The organism is Aeromonas sp. QDB17 (genome assembly GCF_027705305.1).
GTDB classification, from domain to species: Bacteria; Pseudomonadota; Gammaproteobacteria; order Enterobacterales; family Aeromonadaceae; genus Aeromonas; species Aeromonas caviae.
Genome location: NZ_JAPDBP010000024.1, coordinates 52,117 through 67,419, shown reverse-complemented (window position 1 = coordinate 67,419; position 15,303 = coordinate 52,117). Strand labels below are relative to the sequence as shown.

Below are 15,303 nucleotides of genomic sequence, written 5' to 3'. Positions count from 1 at the left end.
ATCGATTGGATCGGACATACTGAGTACAGTGAAACCAGAATAGAGCAATTAGATCACATCTTTAATCTGATTGGTATCACAGGCAGACATCCTCATTGTCTGCCTGTTCATCCCCACATCCCCGCATGTTCCCGCCCATTGCCCGCGCGAAGTCACATTTTTACTATTTATTTTAAATGACGCAAACGGCACCATTTGTGCTTTATTTATCCAATAATAGATAAATCAGCCTAATAAAACGGCAAGTTAAAACAAATGATTAACACAATGGAAACTTTTATGTATTCTGCTGTCACTGGTCTGATTTCTTACCTCCTACCAGATCCATAGAATCACGCCAGCAATGAATGGGAAGAAGCTGACATAACAACAGATCATGTCGTCAATAGCCGCCAAAGAGCCGCGATGTCGACAGAAAATCTGCTTACAAAGAGAGAACACTATGACAACTGCCTTTTTCAAGAAAAGCCTGATCGCTGCGGCCGTGACCCTGGCCAGCACCCAGACCTTCGCCGCCGCGTTCCAGCTGAACGAGCACTCGGCCTCCGGTCTGGGTCGCGCCTACGCAGGTGAAGCAGCCATCGCCGACAACGCGGCCGTGCTGTCCCGTAACCCGGCGGCCATGACCACCTTCGACAAGATGGCACTGTCTGTATCCGGCACCTATATCAAGCCCGACGTGGATGTGGCTGGCGACATCTATGCCGGCCCCACCAAGCTGGCTCCGTCCAGCGAGAGCGACATCGCCCCCGATGCCTTCGTGCCGGCCACCTACTTCATCCAGCCCCTGAATGATCAGTGGGCCTGGGGGATCGGCCTCTTCTCCAACTACGGCCTCTCCACCGAATATTCCAAGACCTTCGCGGCCGGTGCCGGCGCCGGTGACACCGAGCTGCTGACCTTCAACATCAACCCCAACATCGCCTATCGCATCAACTCCAGCTTCAGCGTCGGTGCCGGCATCAATGCCGTCTACGCCGCCGCCGAGCTGAACCGTTATGCCGGTGCGCTTTCCGCCGCCATTCCGGGCGCCAACTCCGATACCCGTCTGGCTCACCTGAAGGGCGACACCTGGGGCTTTGGCTGGAACGTCGGCACCCTGTACGAGATCAACGAAAACAACCGTCTCGCCCTGACCTACCGCTCCCAGGTGGACTTGAGCTTTGACGGCGACTTCCAGGGCGCCACCTCCGGCAACCGCGTCGTCGATGGCAACCTGAAGCTGGATCTGCCGGCCCAGGCCGAGTTCGCAGGCTACCACCGCCTGAACCAGCAATTCGCTGTCCACTACTCCGTGAACTGGACCGACTGGAGCGCCTTCCAGGAGCTCAAGGCCACCAGCAGCAACTGCGCCGGCGGCGTGTGCCTGCAAAAAGACGAGAAGTTCAAGGACTCTGCCCGTTACGCCCTGGGCGGTACCTGGTACGTCAACCCGTCCTGGGAAGCCCGTATCGGCTTCGCCTACGACAACAGCCCCATCGAGCCGGAATACCGCAGCCTGAGCATTCCTGACTCCGACCGTATCTGGTACAGCGCCGGTGCCACCTACCACATCAATCCGGACATGAGCCTCGACTTCGGCATGGCCTATCTGGACGGCAAGGAAGTGGACGTGAACGAAGGCCTGCGCAACCACAGCGATGCGCTGCGCTGGAAGGGCACCTCCCACGGCAACGCCCTGCTGGCTTCCGCCCAGTTCAACATGAAATTCTGATTTTCATGTCATCATCGAGAGCGCCCCAGGGCGCTCTTTTTTTATCCAATTTCGTTATCTGAGCGCACAGCTGTAGTAAACAACTGTACTCTTTTCTTTTTTTATCAATCTGTTATGGGTATTTCTTTCAGCATTTAATCCCGTTTTGCCCCACGTTCCCCTCTCCCCGTTGCCTTGCTGGTCATACCATATAAAATCCCGGCCCCAACCGAATAACAGAATGAACACCCAGTTCATCCCGAGGAAAGACCATGCATCCGACGTTCAAACCCTCCCTTATAGCCCTCTTGCTGCTGTCGAGCCAGGTGCAGGCTGCCGGCTTCCAGCTCGCGGAGCAATCCGCCACCGGCATGGGGCGTGCCTTCGCGGGTGAGGCCGCCATCGCCGACAATGCCAGCGTGCTCTCCCGCAATGCCGCCGCCATGACCCGGTTCGATACCCTGGCCTTCTCCGGCGGCGTTATCCACGTGCACCCCGACGTCAACATCGAGGGCACCACCCGGGTGCCTACCACTCAGGGGCCGGTCAGTCTGGATGCCGGAGCCCACGACATTGCGGGTGACGCCTGGGTGCCCAACGCCTATCTCATCGTGCCCCTCAGCGAGCAATGGCGCCTCGGGCTTGCCGCCACCTCCTATTACGGACTCGGGGTCAAGATGCCGGACAACTACAACGCCGGTCACTTCGGCAACGTCTCCGACATCAAGACAGTGGATCTGGGGGCCTCCCTGGCCTATCGCATCAACCGCGTCTGGTCCGTCGGGGCCGGTCTCTCCGCCATTCAGGGGGAAGGGGAAGTGGGTGGCACCTTCCCCTCCAACAACCAGATAGCCAAGCACCTGAAAGGGGATGGCTGGGCCATGGGCTGGAACCTGGGCACCCTGCTTGAGTTGTCGCAGGCAACCCGCATCGGTCTCTCCTATCGCCACGACGTAACCCTGACCCTCTCCGGTGACGCCATCGGCATCGATCAAAGGGGCCAGCCCTTCACCGATACTGGCAGCCTGGATCTGCCCTTGCCCGCCACCGCCGAGCTGGCTCTGTTCCATCAACTCACCCCGGCCCTGGCGCTGCATTCGAGCATCAACTGGACCAACTGGAGCAAATTCGTGCAGCTCGAATCCGAGCTCGACCACCACGGCACCATGCACATCAAGGAGGAGCACTGGGAAGACAGTTGGCGCTATGCCCTGGGGATGACCTACCAGCTGGCCCCCCAGTGGCAATTGCGCTCCGGTATCGCCTACGACCGCAGCCCGGTCCCGGCGGATCGCCGCACCATCTCCATCCCCGACTCGGATCGGGTCTGGTACAGCGCCGGCGTGGGCTATCAGATTGACCGCCACCTCTCGCTGGATCTGGGGCTGACCCTGATCGACGGCAAGAAGGTGGACGTGAGCGAAACTATGCAGCTCAGGCCGGGCATCCCCCAGACCACCTCCACTTTCAATGGCACCTCGGAAGGGGATGCCTGGCTCGCCGGCCTGCAGCTCAACTACCTGTTCTGACACCCCGGGTTTCCTGACAAATAGTATGCCAGTTGTTGACCTTCCCGACCGGTCGGCACTGGCATAGTGATCCGCTTCACCATAGAATCAAGCCTGTAACCATGGTGGAGAGATGCATGTATTCCTATGTAGCAAGGCAGCCCATTCTGGATCGGGAGTTGAACACCCAAGCCTATGAGCTGCTGTTTCGCGACAGCCTGGACAATGTATTTCCCTCCGTCTCCGCACAGCAGGCCACTTCCAGGCTGGTTGCCGAGCAGTTCTTGCAGCAGAACATCGATCAGCTCATCGGGGATCACCCCTGCTACATCAATTTCCCCCACTCCCTGTTGCTGGACGGATTGGCCGAGTGCCTCCCCCGTGACAAGGTGGTGATCGAGATCCTGGAGGATGCCGAGCCCGACGATGCGCTGCTGGAGAAAGTGATCCAGCTCTATGGGCTGGGCTATCGGTTGGCGCTGGATGACTTCACCATGGTCTCAGACTGGGACAGGTTCCTCCCCTACATCCATATCATCAAGTTCGACCTGCGCAGCACGCCGCAACCCTGCATCGAGCACTTCATGGCGAATCATCGCCACCTGCCCCTCACCTATCTGGCCGAGAAAGTCGAGGATCAGGCCGAGTTCGAGCGGATGAAGCAGCTCGGCGTCACCCTGTTCCAGGGATTTTTCTTCAGCCGCCCTCAGATGGTGCAACAGCCCACCATACCACCGGCCCAGCTGGTGGTGATGCAACTGCTCGAGGTGGTCAATCAGACCGAACCGGATCTGGACAAGATTGAGCAACTGCTCAATCAGGATCTCACCCTCTCTCTCAAGCTGCTGCGCTACATCAACCACCTCAAGCGCTTCCCACAACCCATCGCCTCGTTTCGCCAGGCCGCAAGTTCCCTGGGGCACGCCCAGCTCAAGCGCTTCGTCGCCCTGATCGCCGCCACCAGTGCGGGGAGTGAAAAGAGTGCCGAACTCCACCAGATGTCCCTCATCAGAGCCCGGTTCTGCGAACTGCTGGCCCAGACCCATGCGCCCGCAGAGCAGGCACAGCAAGCCTTTGTCACCGGCCTCTTCTCCCTGCTGGACGTGCTCATGGGAGAACCGCTGGATCAGCTGCTCGGCTCCATTCCCCTGACCGACGACATTCGTGCCGCCCTGCTCACCCGCAAGGGCAAGCTCGGGTTCTACCTGGCGTTCTGTGAAGATTTCGAGAAAGCCGACTGGCAGCGGGTCGCCGCCAACACCGTCCGGCTCGGCCTCAACGAAGAGAAAGTCAGCCACCTCTATCTGAGCGCCACCGCCTGGGTCAACCAGCAGCTTCAGGCCATGGAAGAGCAACCGGTCCACTCCCGCCAGACATGACAACGTCCCTCTTGAAGGGACGTTGTCATGTCATCAACCCGCAGCAATCTCACCCACGCATTCAGCCTGCCTCGATGGCGATGGCCGTTGCCTCCCCTCCCCCGATGCACAGGCTCGCCACCCCTCGTCTGAGCCCGCGGGCACGCAGGGCATGGATCAGGGTCACCAGGATGCGGGCGCCACTGGCGCCAAGAGGGTGCCCCAGCGCACAGGCCCCGCCGTTCACGTTCAACTTGTGATGGGGGATGCCGCACCCTGCCATGGCCAGCATGCTCACCATGGCGAATGCCTCGTTGACCTCGAACAGGTCCACCTCCTCCACCGACCAGCCCACCCGTGCCAGCAACTTGTCGATGGCGCCGACGGGGGCACTGGTAAACTCCGCCGGCAAGGCCGCGTGACTCTGGTAACCCACTACCCTGGCCAGCACCGGCAATCCGAGCCGGGCAGCGGTCTCGCCCCGCATCAGCACCAGAGCTGCCGCCCCGTCCGAGATGGAACTTGCATTGGCCGCCGTGATGGTGCCCGTCTTGCTGAAGGCCGGTTTCAGGGTCGGTATCTTGTCGGGCCTGGCCTTCCCCGGTTGCTCGTCGTCCGCCAGCAGCAGGGTGTCCCCGGCCATCACGGGCGCCAGCTCGGCCCCGAAGGCACCGCTGCGCTGCGCCGTCAGCGCCCGCTCCAGGGAGGCGATGGCAAAGGCATCCATGTCGGCCCGGGTCAGTCCGCTGCGATCGGCACTCAACTGGGCGTAATGACCCATCAGATGGCCTTCGTAGGCATCCTGCAAGCCGTCCAGGAACATGTGATCGAGCACGCTCTGATGCCCCATGCGAAAACCGCTGCGCGCCTTGTCCAGCAGATAGGGGGCGCGGCTCATGCTCTCCATACCCCCCGCCACCACGACCTCGGCCTCCCCCAGGCGCAGGCTGTCCGCCGCCAGCATCACCGCCTTCATGCCGGAGCCGCACACCTTGTTGATGGTGGTGCAGGGCACGCTGTCCGGCAGCCCCCCCTTGAGCGCCGCCTGGCGGGCTGGCGCCTGGCCGACCCCTGCGCTCAGCACGTTGCCCATATAGACCTCATTGACCTGCTCCCCCGTCATCCCGGCCTGCGCCAGCGCGGCGCGGATGGCGCAGGCGCCAAGCTCGGGGGCACCGAGCCCGCTCAAGGCCCCCTGGAAGGCCCCCATGGGGGTACGTTTGGCCGCCACAATCACGATATCCATCGATAGCACTCTCCTTGTTACATCGGGATAACATATGCCGTGGCCGCGACGGGAACAAGACTTGCGGGGAAGTTGACGTTTGGGTAAGGTGCCAGCCTGCATTGACAACCAGATGGCAGCCAAGACAGCCCCATGACCAAATCCAGGGACGACACCCGCACCTTCAGCATCAGCGAGCTGGCTCGCGAGTTTGATGTGACCACCCGCAGCATCCGCTTCTACGAGGATCAGGGCCTGCTCAACCCGACCCGCCAGGGACAGCACAGGATCTACAGCCGTCAGGACAGGGTGCGGCTCAAGCTGACCCTGCGTGGCAAGCGTCTGGGCTTCAGCCTCGCAGAGATCCGGGAGCTGTTCGATCTCTACGATGCGGACAAGAGCAGCCGCTCCCAGTTGCAGACCATGCTGGGGCTGGTGGCCGACAAGCGGGAGACCCTGCAGCAGCAGCTGGAAGATATCCAGATGGTCCTGTTGGAGCTGGAGGCGGCCGAGCAGCGCTGCCGCCAGGCCCTGGCACACCTCTCCCCCTGAGTCACGCAGACGGGCGAGGCAAGCGGGGAACACCGCCAGCAAATAGACACAAATGAAAGAGGGAGGCTTGAAGCCTCCCTCTTGTCATGCACGGTGGACGACCCGATATCAGGCCTCCTTGCTCCAGCGGTTCGGATCGTAATCCGGGCTGTAGCGATCGACGATGATGGCGCAGGCCGCATCACCGGTGATGTTGAGCGCGGTGCGGATCATGTCGAACAGACGATCCAGCGCGAACAGCAGCGGCAGACCCTCGATGGGGATCCCGGCCGCCAGCAGCACGGCCACCACCAGGAAGCTCGGGCCAGGCACACCGGCCTGACCGATGGCACCGAGGGTGGAGGTGACGATGATCGCCGCCCAGGCACCCATGGAGAGATCGATGTTGTAGACCTGGGCGAAGAAGATGGCGACCAGGCCGTAATAGATGGCGTTGCCGCTCATGTTGATGGTGGCGCCCAGCGGCAGCACGAAGGAAGCGGTGGCGTTGGTCACCTTCAGATCGCGCTCGCAGGTCTCCATGTTAACCGGCAGGGTCGCCATGGAAGAGGCGGTGGAGAAGGCCACGATCTGCGGTTTCTTCATCGCGGAGAAGTACTTGCGTACCGGCGTGTTGGAGAAGAACGCGATCAGCAGCGGATAGACCACGAAGCCGAAGATGAGGATGGCGGCGACATAGACGACGAACAGCTTGAGCACCAGGGTCAGCACGTCGAAGCCGTAGGTGCCGATGGCGTCGGCCATCAGGCCGAAGACGCCGATGGGGGCGATCAGCATCACCTTGTTGATCATCCAGACGAAGGCGTCCACCAGGGTGTTGAGCCCATCCACCAGCGGCTTGGCGCGCTCGCGGGGCTGCTTGGCCAGGGCGATGCCGAGGAACATGCAGAACACCAGGATCTGCAGGATGTTGGCCTCGTTCAAGGCGCTGAACACGTTGGTCGGGATCATGCCGAGCAGGGTGGCCACTGCATCGGGCAGTGCCCCCTTGTCGGCGTAGTCGCCGGAGAACATGGCCGCGGTGGCGCCAAAGTCAACACCCACACCGGGTTTGAACACCTGACCCATCACCAACGCCAGGAACACCGCCAGTGCGGAGGTGACGAGGAAGAAGGCGAGCGTGGTGACGCCAATCTTGCCAGCAGCGGGGCTGGCCCCCAGGTTGGCGGCCCCGGACAGGATGGCCACCGCTACCAGCGGGATCACCAGCATCTTGATCAGCTGGATAAACAGGGTGCCGAGCGGCGCAAACACCGTGGCTTGCTCTCCCATGAGCGCCCCGACCAGCGCGCCCAGCACCATGGCCACCACTACCTGGAAGCCGATGTTTTTGATTAATCCTTTTGTTAACACAGAATGTTCCTTTATTTAGCAATTACTCACACTTTTACAGCGTAAATGACCACCCAGAGCGTCAAATCCTCTCCATTGCTCTGGCGGTGCGCTTTATCTCATATTTGCGCCCCGTTTTACATCAGAATCCGTTAACGAAATGCATTGATAACTTTATGAGAAAGTAAAGCCTCAAAAGAGACACGGCTGTTTTTGCTCCTTTTACCATGACAACATCCAAAACAGTGTGCTACGTTGGCTCTGCAAACGTGCATACAGGGAAGAAAAGATGCTGAAAGTTAACGAGTATTTTGACGGAAATGTTAAATCCATCGGTTTCGAGCAAAAAGGCGAGAAAGCTACCGTTGGTGTGATGGAAGCGGGCGAGTACCTGTTCAATACCGCCGCCCCGGAGCGCATGACGGTGATCAAGGGCGCCCTCACCATCCAGTTGGCCGACGAAGATGAGTGGCACACCTACCAGCAGGGGGAATCCTTCGACGTGGCCGGTCACTCCTCCTTCAAGCTGGAAGTGAAGATCGCCTCCGCCTATCTGTGCGAGTTCCTCGACTGATGTATCACGGGCGCCATGGGATGCCGAGCGGCTCCCCCATGGCGCGTCTATCCCGCGCCCATTTCCCTACCGCCATCACACCCCGCCATTTCCCCCCTTTTCAACGACTACAAAAAATTTACAATGTTTAGACGAAATCCATAATTGGAGTACGTCATGATCAGTGTCTTCGACATGTTTTCCATCGGGATAGGCCCCTCCTCCTCCCATACCGTGGGACCGATGCGGGCCGCCTGCGCCTTCATCCAGACCCTCAAAGCGAACGCACTCCTCTCCCGTACCGGACGCGTTGTCGTCGAGTGCTACGGCTCACTGGGCCAGACCGGCAAGGGGCACGGCACCGGCAAGGCCATCATCCTGGGATTGGCCGGATTTGAACCCGAATCCGTGGACATCGAGGCCATTCCCGCCTTCCTCGCCCAGGTAGAGCAGACCCAGACCCTCTGCCTGGGCGGCGAGCAACCCAGCGAATTTCCTCGCATCGGCGCCATCCTCTTCAACCGGCGCAAAACCCTTCCCGCCCACTCCAACGGCATGACATTGCGCGCCTATGAGGGTGACACCCTTGTGTTCGAGCAGACCTACTACTCCATCGGGGGCGGTTTCATCATCGAGGAGAGTCACTTCGCCAACGCCCGGGAAGAGGCGGCCCGCTTCGATGCCGCCCACCCCATCCCCTATCCCTTCGAGAGCGGCGCCGAACTGCTGGCCCAGTGCCAGGAGAGCGGCCTCTCCATCTCGGGGCTGATGTTGGCCAACGAGAAGGTGTTTCGCTCGGAAGCGGAGATCAAGGCCGGGCTTCGCAAGATCTGGCAGGCGATGCAGGGGTGTGTGGAGCGTGGCTGCAAGAGCGAGGGGGTGCTGCCAGGCGGCCTCAAGGTCAAGCGTCGGGCTCCCGCCCTCTATCGCCAGCTCTGTGGCGAAACCAATTTCAACAAGGATCCGCTGATGGTGATGGAGTGGGTGGACCTCTTTGCGCTGGCCGTCAACGAGGAGAACGCCGCCGGAGGCCGCGTGGTGACGGCGCCGACCAACGGCGCCGCCGGCATCATCCCCGCCGTGTTGCACTATTACGATCGCTTCGTGCGCAAGGTGGATGACGAGCTGCTGATGCAGTACTTCCTCACTGCCGCCGCCATCGGCATCCTCTACAAGAAGAATGCCTCCCTCTCGGGGGCCGAGGTCGGCTGTCAGGGCGAGGTCGGCGTGGCCTGCTCCATGGCCGCTGGTGCCCTGGCCGAGCTGCTGGGTGCCAGCCCCGCCATCGTCGAGAACGCCGCCGAGATCGGCATGGAGCACAATCTCGGGCTGACCTGCGATCCCGTCGGTGGCCTGGTGCAGGTGCCCTGCATCGAGCGCAACGCCATGGGCGCAGTCAAGGCGATCAATGCCGCCCGCCTCGCCCTGCGCGGCACCGGCGAGCACAAGGTGTCGCTGGACAAGGTGATCAGAACCATGTGGGAAACCGGCAACGACATGAAGACCAAGTACAAGGAGACCGCCCGGGGCGGCCTTGCCGTCAACATCACCGAGTGTTAAGCCTCTGTGATAAAGCCGCATATGGCACTCGAATACCCGGCATCGCCGGGTATTTTTTTGCAAAACGTTTGTCTGGCGCTTAACAAAATGGATAACCATCAAAATAAATTTTATACTCGCGCCACGAATTCAACAAAAATAGATCTGTTTCAACTTTTTTTAGGCATTGAACCGTTACACTGTGGTTATCCGGTTCCCTGGCCTTTGTGACGACAGACCCGTCCCATGGATCCCTTTTCTGCGAGTGGGCATGGCGCCCCCTTCTACCCTGAGGTAATTGTTACATGATCAGCGTTTTTGATATCTTCAAAATCGGTGTTGGCCCCTCCTCTTCCCACACTGTCGGCCCCATGAAGGCAGCCAAACAGTTCGTGGATGAACTGCGTGCTGGCGGCAAGATCCGTGACATCACCCGGATCCAGGTCGATGTCTATGGCTCACTCTCCTGGACCGGCAAAGGCCACCACACGGATACCGCCATCATCATGGGTCTGGCGGGCAACCTGCCGGAGAACGTCGACATCGACGCCATCCCCGAATTCATCTCCCGCGTGGAGCAGACCGGTCGTCTGCCCATCGGCCTGCACTGCCACACCGTCAGCTTCCCCAAGGGCGCCATGATCTTCCATGACGAGGCCCTGCCCCTGCACGAAAACGGCATGAGGCTGACCGCCTTCATCGAAGATGACGCCGTCTACAGCAAGACCTACTACTCCATCGGCGGTGGCTTCATCGTCGACGAAGAGAACTTTGGCAAGGGTGACAGCGGCGACATGTCCGTCAGCTATCCCTTCAAGAGTGCCGCCGAGCTCATCGCCCACTGCAGCCAGAGTGGTCTCTCCATCTCCGCCCTGATGATGGAAAACGAGAAGTGCTTCAACACCCCGGAAGAGATCTACAAGAAGCTCGGCAAGATCTGGACCACCATGCGGGAAGGGATCGAGCGCGGCTGCCGCACCGAGGGCGTCCTCTCCGGCCCGCTGCGCGTACCGCGCCGCGCCGCCCCGCTCTACCGCCAGCTGACCACCAACGAGAACCTCTCCAATGATCCCATGAACATCGTGGACTGGGTCAACATGTTCGCCCTGGCGGTGAGTGAAGAGAACGCCGCCGGTGGCCGCGTCGTCACCGCACCGACCAACGGCGCCGCCGGCATCATCCCCGCCGTGCTGGCCTACTACGACAAGTTCATCCAGCCGGTGGGCCGCGACGAGTACACCCGCTTCTATCTGGCCGCTGCCGCCGTCGGCATGCTCTACAAGATGAACGCGTCCATCTCCGGCGCCGAAGTGGGCTGCCAGGGTGAAGTGGGCGTCTCCTGCTCCATGGCCGCCGCCGGCCTGACCGAGCTGATGGGCGGCAGCCCCGAGCATGTCTGTGAAGCCGCCGAGATCGGCATGGAACACAACCTGGGTCTGACCTGCGACCCGGTGGCCGGCCAGGTACAGGTGCCCTGCATCGAGCGCAATGCCATCGCCGCCATGAAGGCGGTCAACGCCTCCCGCATGGCCCTGCGTCGCACCTCCAAGCCGCGTGTGTCGCTGGACAAGGTGATCGAGACCATGTACATCACCGGCAAGGACATGGACTCCAAGTACCGCGAGACCTCCCGCGGTGGCCTGGCCATCAAGGTGATGCAGGTTGCATGCGACTAACGCCGAGTCGCGATGACATGAAAAAAGCGGGATATATTCCCGCTTTTTTTTTTAGTCGCGATTTAAAGGGCAGCGTTCGTGGATAAAGGGAGGCCGACAAGGGATAAAAAGAGACGGGCATATCACCTCCACCCGTTCGCCGTGACAGGAGAACGGGGGAGAGCTATTTCACGATGCGATCGGCCAGGGTACCGACGGCCACCACGAAATAGGGGGAGCGATTCCAGTGACGCAGTACCCGGTAATTGTCATAGGCCAGGTAGCTTCGCCCGTGAATATCGTCGGGGCGGATGAGGGAGGCCTGCATGTCGACCGCAGGCAGGGGGGAGCCGTCCAGTTGCCGCACCCCGAGCGCCTGCCAGGCCGACAGCGGCTTGCGGATCTCAAGCCCCAGCAGCGCCGGATCGAGCGCCTCGGGCACCCTCACCCGCCGTCCCCAGGTCTGGTCTTCACGCCAGCCGTTCTGGCTCAGATAATTGGCAGCCGATCCAAATACATCCGCCAGATTGCCCCAGAGATCCTTCTTGCCGTCCCCGTCCTGATCCACCGCGTATTGCAGGAATGACGAGGGCATGAACTGCACCTGTCCCATGGCCCCCGCCCAGGATCCCTTGAAGTTGGCGGGGTTCACATGTCCCTGCTCCAGAATGCGCAGGGCATCGAACAACTCGCCTTTGAAGAAGGCTTCACGGCGACCGTCCCAGGCCAGGGTCGAGAGAGAAGAGATAAGGGGATAATGGCCGGTTATTTTGCCGAAATTGGTTTCAATTCCCCACAAGGCAACAATAAAGCGGGGTTGAACCCCATATTCCCTGCCTATTTTTGTGAGCAGCGGCAAATGCTGGCGATATAAGGTTTGGGCTTGCTTGACTTTCCATTCCGGCACCGCCCGGGGAATATATGTGTCCAGGGTCAGTTTGAATTCCGGCTGATTTTTGTCGTGCCTGATGGCAGCATCAACAAGATGTACATCCGCAAAGGCCGCACTCACCGTCTCGGGCAACATGCCCGCCGCCAGCGCCTGCTCTTTGAGGCTCGCCACGTACTGGTCAAAATCGGGGCCGGCCTGCACCGGCGATCCCGACAGGGCGCCTGACAACAGCAGTGCCAGCCGCCCCGCCCTCATCGTGCGTCCTTTAATTGCGCCTTGTGCTGCTCCAGCAGGTTTTCCGGTGGCGGTGGCACCTGCAGATAAAAGCCCTGGCTCTTCAGGGCGGCCATCACCCGCTCCGTGGAGGCCAGCCCCAGGGGCTTGGCCGGGTCCAGTTTGGTCATCAGGACCAGTTCGGGACGCCCGAAGGTACTCATCAGCACCTCGGGAACGCGGGAAAAGTCCTCTCTTCGTTCAATAAAGAGATAGGTCTCGGCTTTTTTGCGACTTTTATAGACTGCACACAACATGGAAATTGATATAATCCGACGGGTTTATTGCCTCTGGTGGTGGCAAACTATAACATCAGGAATTGAATAACAATAACGTATTACCGTCTCGGTTCGGGGAAGATTCATGGTTGAACGCGATAACGAATTGAAAGGGACCACCTTCACTATTTCTGTGTTGCATCTCAGCGATGGCAATCCGGCCCGGATCCGACAACTGCTGGAGGCCAAGGTCGCGCAGGCCCCCCAGTTTTTTAATTGTGCCCCCCTCGTCCTCAATGTGGAACGCCTCGAGGCGATCCCCGATTTCGAACAGCTCAGGGAGCTGGTCGAGTCGGAAGACTTCGTGCTGGTCGGGATCACGGGGGCGCGGGACGAGGCGATGAAGACGGCCGCCAAGGCGGCAGGCCTCGCCGTCATGGTGTCAGGCAAGAGCCGCAAGGCAGAGCCTGAACCGACGCCGCCAGTGCCTGAGCCCAAGCCAGTGGAGGCCGCACCGGTTCCTCCGGTGCCAGCGCCCGTGGAGGCAAGCAAGGTCCACGTGGGCCCGGTGCGCTCCGGTCAGCAGATCTATGCAGCCGGCACCTCGCTGGTGGTGCTGGGCTCGGTGAGCCCTGGCGCCGAAGTCATCGCCGATGACAGCATCCATGTTTATGGTGCCCTGCGTGGCCGAGCCATCGCAGGGGCCAAGGGCAATCCCAAGGCCCGCATTTATTGCCAGCAATTGCAGGCCGAGCTGCTCTCCATCGCGGGCACCTTCCAGCTCAGCGATGCATTGCCTGCAGGCGTGATACAAGAGCCGGTCCATATCCGGCTCGACAATGAACAACTTCGTATAGACCGAATCAAATAGAGTTACAAGGAAGCGAGAATGGCGCGAATCATAGTCGTTACATCGGGCAAGGGTGGCGTTGGCAAGACGACAACCAGCGCGGCACTGAGCACCGGTCTGGCCCAGCGTGGCCACAAGACCGTGGTCATCGATTTTGACATTGGTCTGAGAAACCTGGACCTCATCATGGGTTGCGAGCGGCGCGTGGTCTATGACTTCGTCAACGTCATCAACGGGGAAGCCAACCTCAACCAGGCCCTCATCAAGGACAAGCGTTGCGAAAACCTGTTCATCCTGCCCGCCTCCCAGACCCGGGACAAGGATGCCCTGACCCGTGAAGGGGTGGAGAAGATCCTGGATCAGCTGGCAGAGATGCAGTTTGACTACATCGTCTGCGACTCCCCCGCCGGTATCGAATCCGGCGCCCTGATGGCGCTCTATTTCGCCGACGAGGCCATCGTCACCACCAACCCGGAAGTCTCTTCCGTGCGTGACTCGGATCGCATCCTCGGTATCTTGGCCTCCAAGTCCCGCCGTGCCGAGCGCGGTGAGGATCCCATCAAGGAGCACCTGCTGCTGACCCGCTACTGCCCGACCCGCGTCAACCGCGGCGACATGCTGAGCGTGCAGGACGTACAGGAGATCCTGGCCATCAAACTGCTCGGGGTGATCCCGGAGTCCCAGGCGGTGCTGCGCGCCTCCAACTCCGGCGAGCCGGTCATTCTGGACAAGGAGTCCGATGCCGGTCAGGCCTACGAGGACGCCGTCGCCCGTCTGCTGGGTGACACCAAGGATTTCCGTTTTCTGGAAGAAGAGAAGAAGGGCTTCTTTAGCCGACTGTTCGGGAGTTAAGCATGTCATTATTGGATTATTTTCGTTCCAACAAGAAACAGAACACCGCACAACTGGCCAAAGAGCGGTTGCAGATCATCGTGGCTCACGAGCGTTCATCCAGAGGGGGGCCGGATTACCTGCCCCAGCTCAAGCAGGACATCCTCGACGTGATCCGCAAATACGTGCAGATCGACCCGGACAAGATCACCGTCCAGCTTGATCAGAAGAGTGACGAGTTGTCGGTGCTGGAGCTCAACATCACCTTCGCCGACGACCAGAAGAAGGGATGAGCTGACGCACCATGCGCGACCCCTTCCCCCAATGAAGACCGGATCCTTTCCCAGGATCCGGTTTTTTAATGCCTGGCGTCCCGGCATCTCGCCAAGGGCATCAGGGCCAGCTAGAATACCGCGCACCCCGAGGCGCTGCCGACGGACTTTCCCTCTCCCCTTATCTGGAACACGGCTTTTATGTCTTTGAATGACGAAATGCACAGCGTCGAGGAACTGCTCGACACCGCCCTCGAACTCTTCATGGAGCTGGCCTCCGACAACCTGCCCGAGCAGGAGATCGTCCGCTTCAATCAGGAGTTCAACGACCGCGGCCTGCTGGCGGAGACCGATCCCGCCGACGACTGGGCGGCTGACGTGGGGTTTGAGGTGAGCGACGCCGACTATGCCGAGATCTGGGTCGGTCTTGGCAACGAACAAGAAGAGTACGAGCACCTGTTTGCCCGCATGCTGCTCTCCCGCCGCGTTGACGAGAAGTTCTGCCACATCGAATGGCTGCCCCAATAATTCCGGATCCCGATGATCCTGGCC

15 protein-coding genes are annotated in these 15,303 nt (G+C 60.3%); 11 read left to right on the top strand and 4 right to left on the bottom strand.

Annotation, left to right across the window (positions count from 1 at the left end; translation table 11 throughout):
- The first annotated feature begins 442 nt into the window (after positions 1–442).
- From OKC41_RS17825 to OKC41_RS17815, 3 genes are all read left to right on the top strand, one after another.
- Positions 443–1,714, top strand: a complete 1,272-nt coding sequence (locus OKC41_RS17825; RefSeq protein WP_039039109.1) for an outer membrane protein transport protein — start codon at positions 443–445, stop codon at positions 1,712–1,714.
- 251 nt (positions 1,715–1,965) lie between these two features.
- The gene (locus OKC41_RS17820) at positions 1,966–3,222 is read left to right on the top strand and encodes an outer membrane protein transport protein (RefSeq protein WP_042878933.1); all 1,257 of its coding nucleotides are present in this window, start codon (positions 1,966–1,968) and stop codon (positions 3,220–3,222) included.
- Between the two features lie 116 nt (positions 3,223–3,338).
- Positions 3,339–4,580 carry an EAL and HDOD domain-containing protein gene (locus tag OKC41_RS17815; RefSeq protein WP_042878931.1) on the top strand — a complete coding sequence of 414 codons (1,242 nt, stop codon included), beginning with the start codon at positions 3,339–3,341 and terminating at the stop codon, positions 4,578–4,580.
- 61 nt (positions 4,581–4,641) lie between these two features.
- Here OKC41_RS17815 and OKC41_RS17810 read toward each other — a convergent pair whose 3' ends face one another.
- Positions 4,642–5,805: an acetyl-CoA C-acyltransferase gene (locus tag OKC41_RS17810; protein ID WP_042878929.1), complete on the bottom strand. Its 1,164-nt coding sequence runs from the start codon at positions 5,803–5,805 to the stop codon at positions 4,642–4,644.
- Between the two features lie 132 nt (positions 5,806–5,937).
- Here OKC41_RS17810 and OKC41_RS17805 point away from each other — a divergent pair, with 132 nt between their 5' ends.
- Complete coding sequence (locus OKC41_RS17805; protein WP_010674655.1) at positions 5,938–6,336, top strand: MerR family DNA-binding transcriptional regulator; 399 nt, start codon at positions 5,938–5,940, stop codon at positions 6,334–6,336.
- Positions 6,337–6,444: 108 nt separating this feature from the next.
- Here OKC41_RS17805 and OKC41_RS17800 read toward each other — a convergent pair whose 3' ends face one another.
- On the bottom strand, positions 6,445–7,689 hold the full coding sequence (locus OKC41_RS17800; protein ID WP_039039105.1) for a dicarboxylate/amino acid:cation symporter: 1,245 nt from the start codon (positions 7,687–7,689) through the stop codon (positions 6,445–6,447).
- 268 nt (positions 7,690–7,957) lie between these two features.
- Between OKC41_RS17800 and OKC41_RS17795 the strand changes: the two genes are divergently transcribed.
- The 3 genes from OKC41_RS17795 (at position 7,958) to OKC41_RS17785 (ending at position 11,436) form a co-directional block, all read left to right on the top strand.
- On the top strand, positions 7,958–8,242 hold the full coding sequence (locus tag OKC41_RS17795; RefSeq protein WP_010674653.1) for a pyrimidine/purine nucleoside phosphorylase: 285 nt from the start codon (positions 7,958–7,960) through the stop codon (positions 8,240–8,242).
- Positions 8,243–8,398: 156 nt separating this feature from the next.
- The gene (locus tag OKC41_RS17790; protein ID WP_010674652.1) at positions 8,399–9,781 is read left to right on the top strand and encodes an L-serine ammonia-lyase; all 1,383 of its coding nucleotides are present in this window, start codon (positions 8,399–8,401) and stop codon (positions 9,779–9,781) included.
- 284 nt (positions 9,782–10,065) lie between these two features.
- Positions 10,066–11,436, top strand: coding sequence for an L-serine ammonia-lyase (locus OKC41_RS17785; protein WP_039039104.1), 1,371 nt, complete (start codon positions 10,066–10,068; stop codon positions 11,434–11,436).
- 163 nt (positions 11,437–11,599) lie between these two features.
- Here the strand turns inward: OKC41_RS17785 and OKC41_RS17780 are convergent, their stop codons facing one another.
- Positions 11,600–12,562 (bottom strand): lytic transglycosylase domain-containing protein, encoded by a 963-nt coding sequence (locus tag OKC41_RS17780; RefSeq protein ID WP_042878927.1) that lies wholly within the window; start codon positions 12,560–12,562, stop codon positions 11,600–11,602.
- Positions 12,559–12,837, bottom strand: a complete 279-nt coding sequence (locus OKC41_RS17775; RefSeq protein WP_039039102.1) for a YcgL domain-containing protein — start codon at positions 12,835–12,837, stop codon at positions 12,559–12,561. The genes OKC41_RS17780 and OKC41_RS17775 overlap by 4 nt, the downstream gene beginning before the upstream one ends.
- Before the next feature lie 106 nt (positions 12,838–12,943).
- On the opposite strand from OKC41_RS17775, the gene minC reads away from it, so the two are divergent.
- The 4 genes from minC (at position 12,944) to OKC41_RS17755 (ending at position 15,279) form a co-directional block, all read left to right on the top strand.
- A complete protein-coding gene (minC, locus tag OKC41_RS17770; protein ID WP_039039101.1) occupies positions 12,944–13,669 on the top strand; it encodes a septum site-determining protein MinC in 726 nt (241 codons plus the stop codon).
- An 18-nt stretch (positions 13,670–13,687) separates the two neighbouring features.
- A complete protein-coding gene (gene minD / locus OKC41_RS17765) occupies positions 13,688–14,500 on the top strand; it encodes a septum site-determining protein MinD (protein WP_010674647.1) in 813 nt (270 codons plus the stop codon).
- 2 nt (positions 14,501–14,502) lie between these two features.
- Complete coding sequence (minE, locus tag OKC41_RS17760) at positions 14,503–14,772, top strand: cell division topological specificity factor MinE (RefSeq protein ID WP_010674646.1); 270 nt, start codon at positions 14,503–14,505, stop codon at positions 14,770–14,772.
- Between the two features lie 180 nt (positions 14,773–14,952).
- Complete coding sequence (locus tag OKC41_RS17755; RefSeq protein ID WP_029314491.1) at positions 14,953–15,279, top strand: HI1450 family dsDNA-mimic protein; 327 nt, start codon at positions 14,953–14,955, stop codon at positions 15,277–15,279.
- The last annotated feature ends 24 nt before the right edge of the window (positions 15,280–15,303 follow it).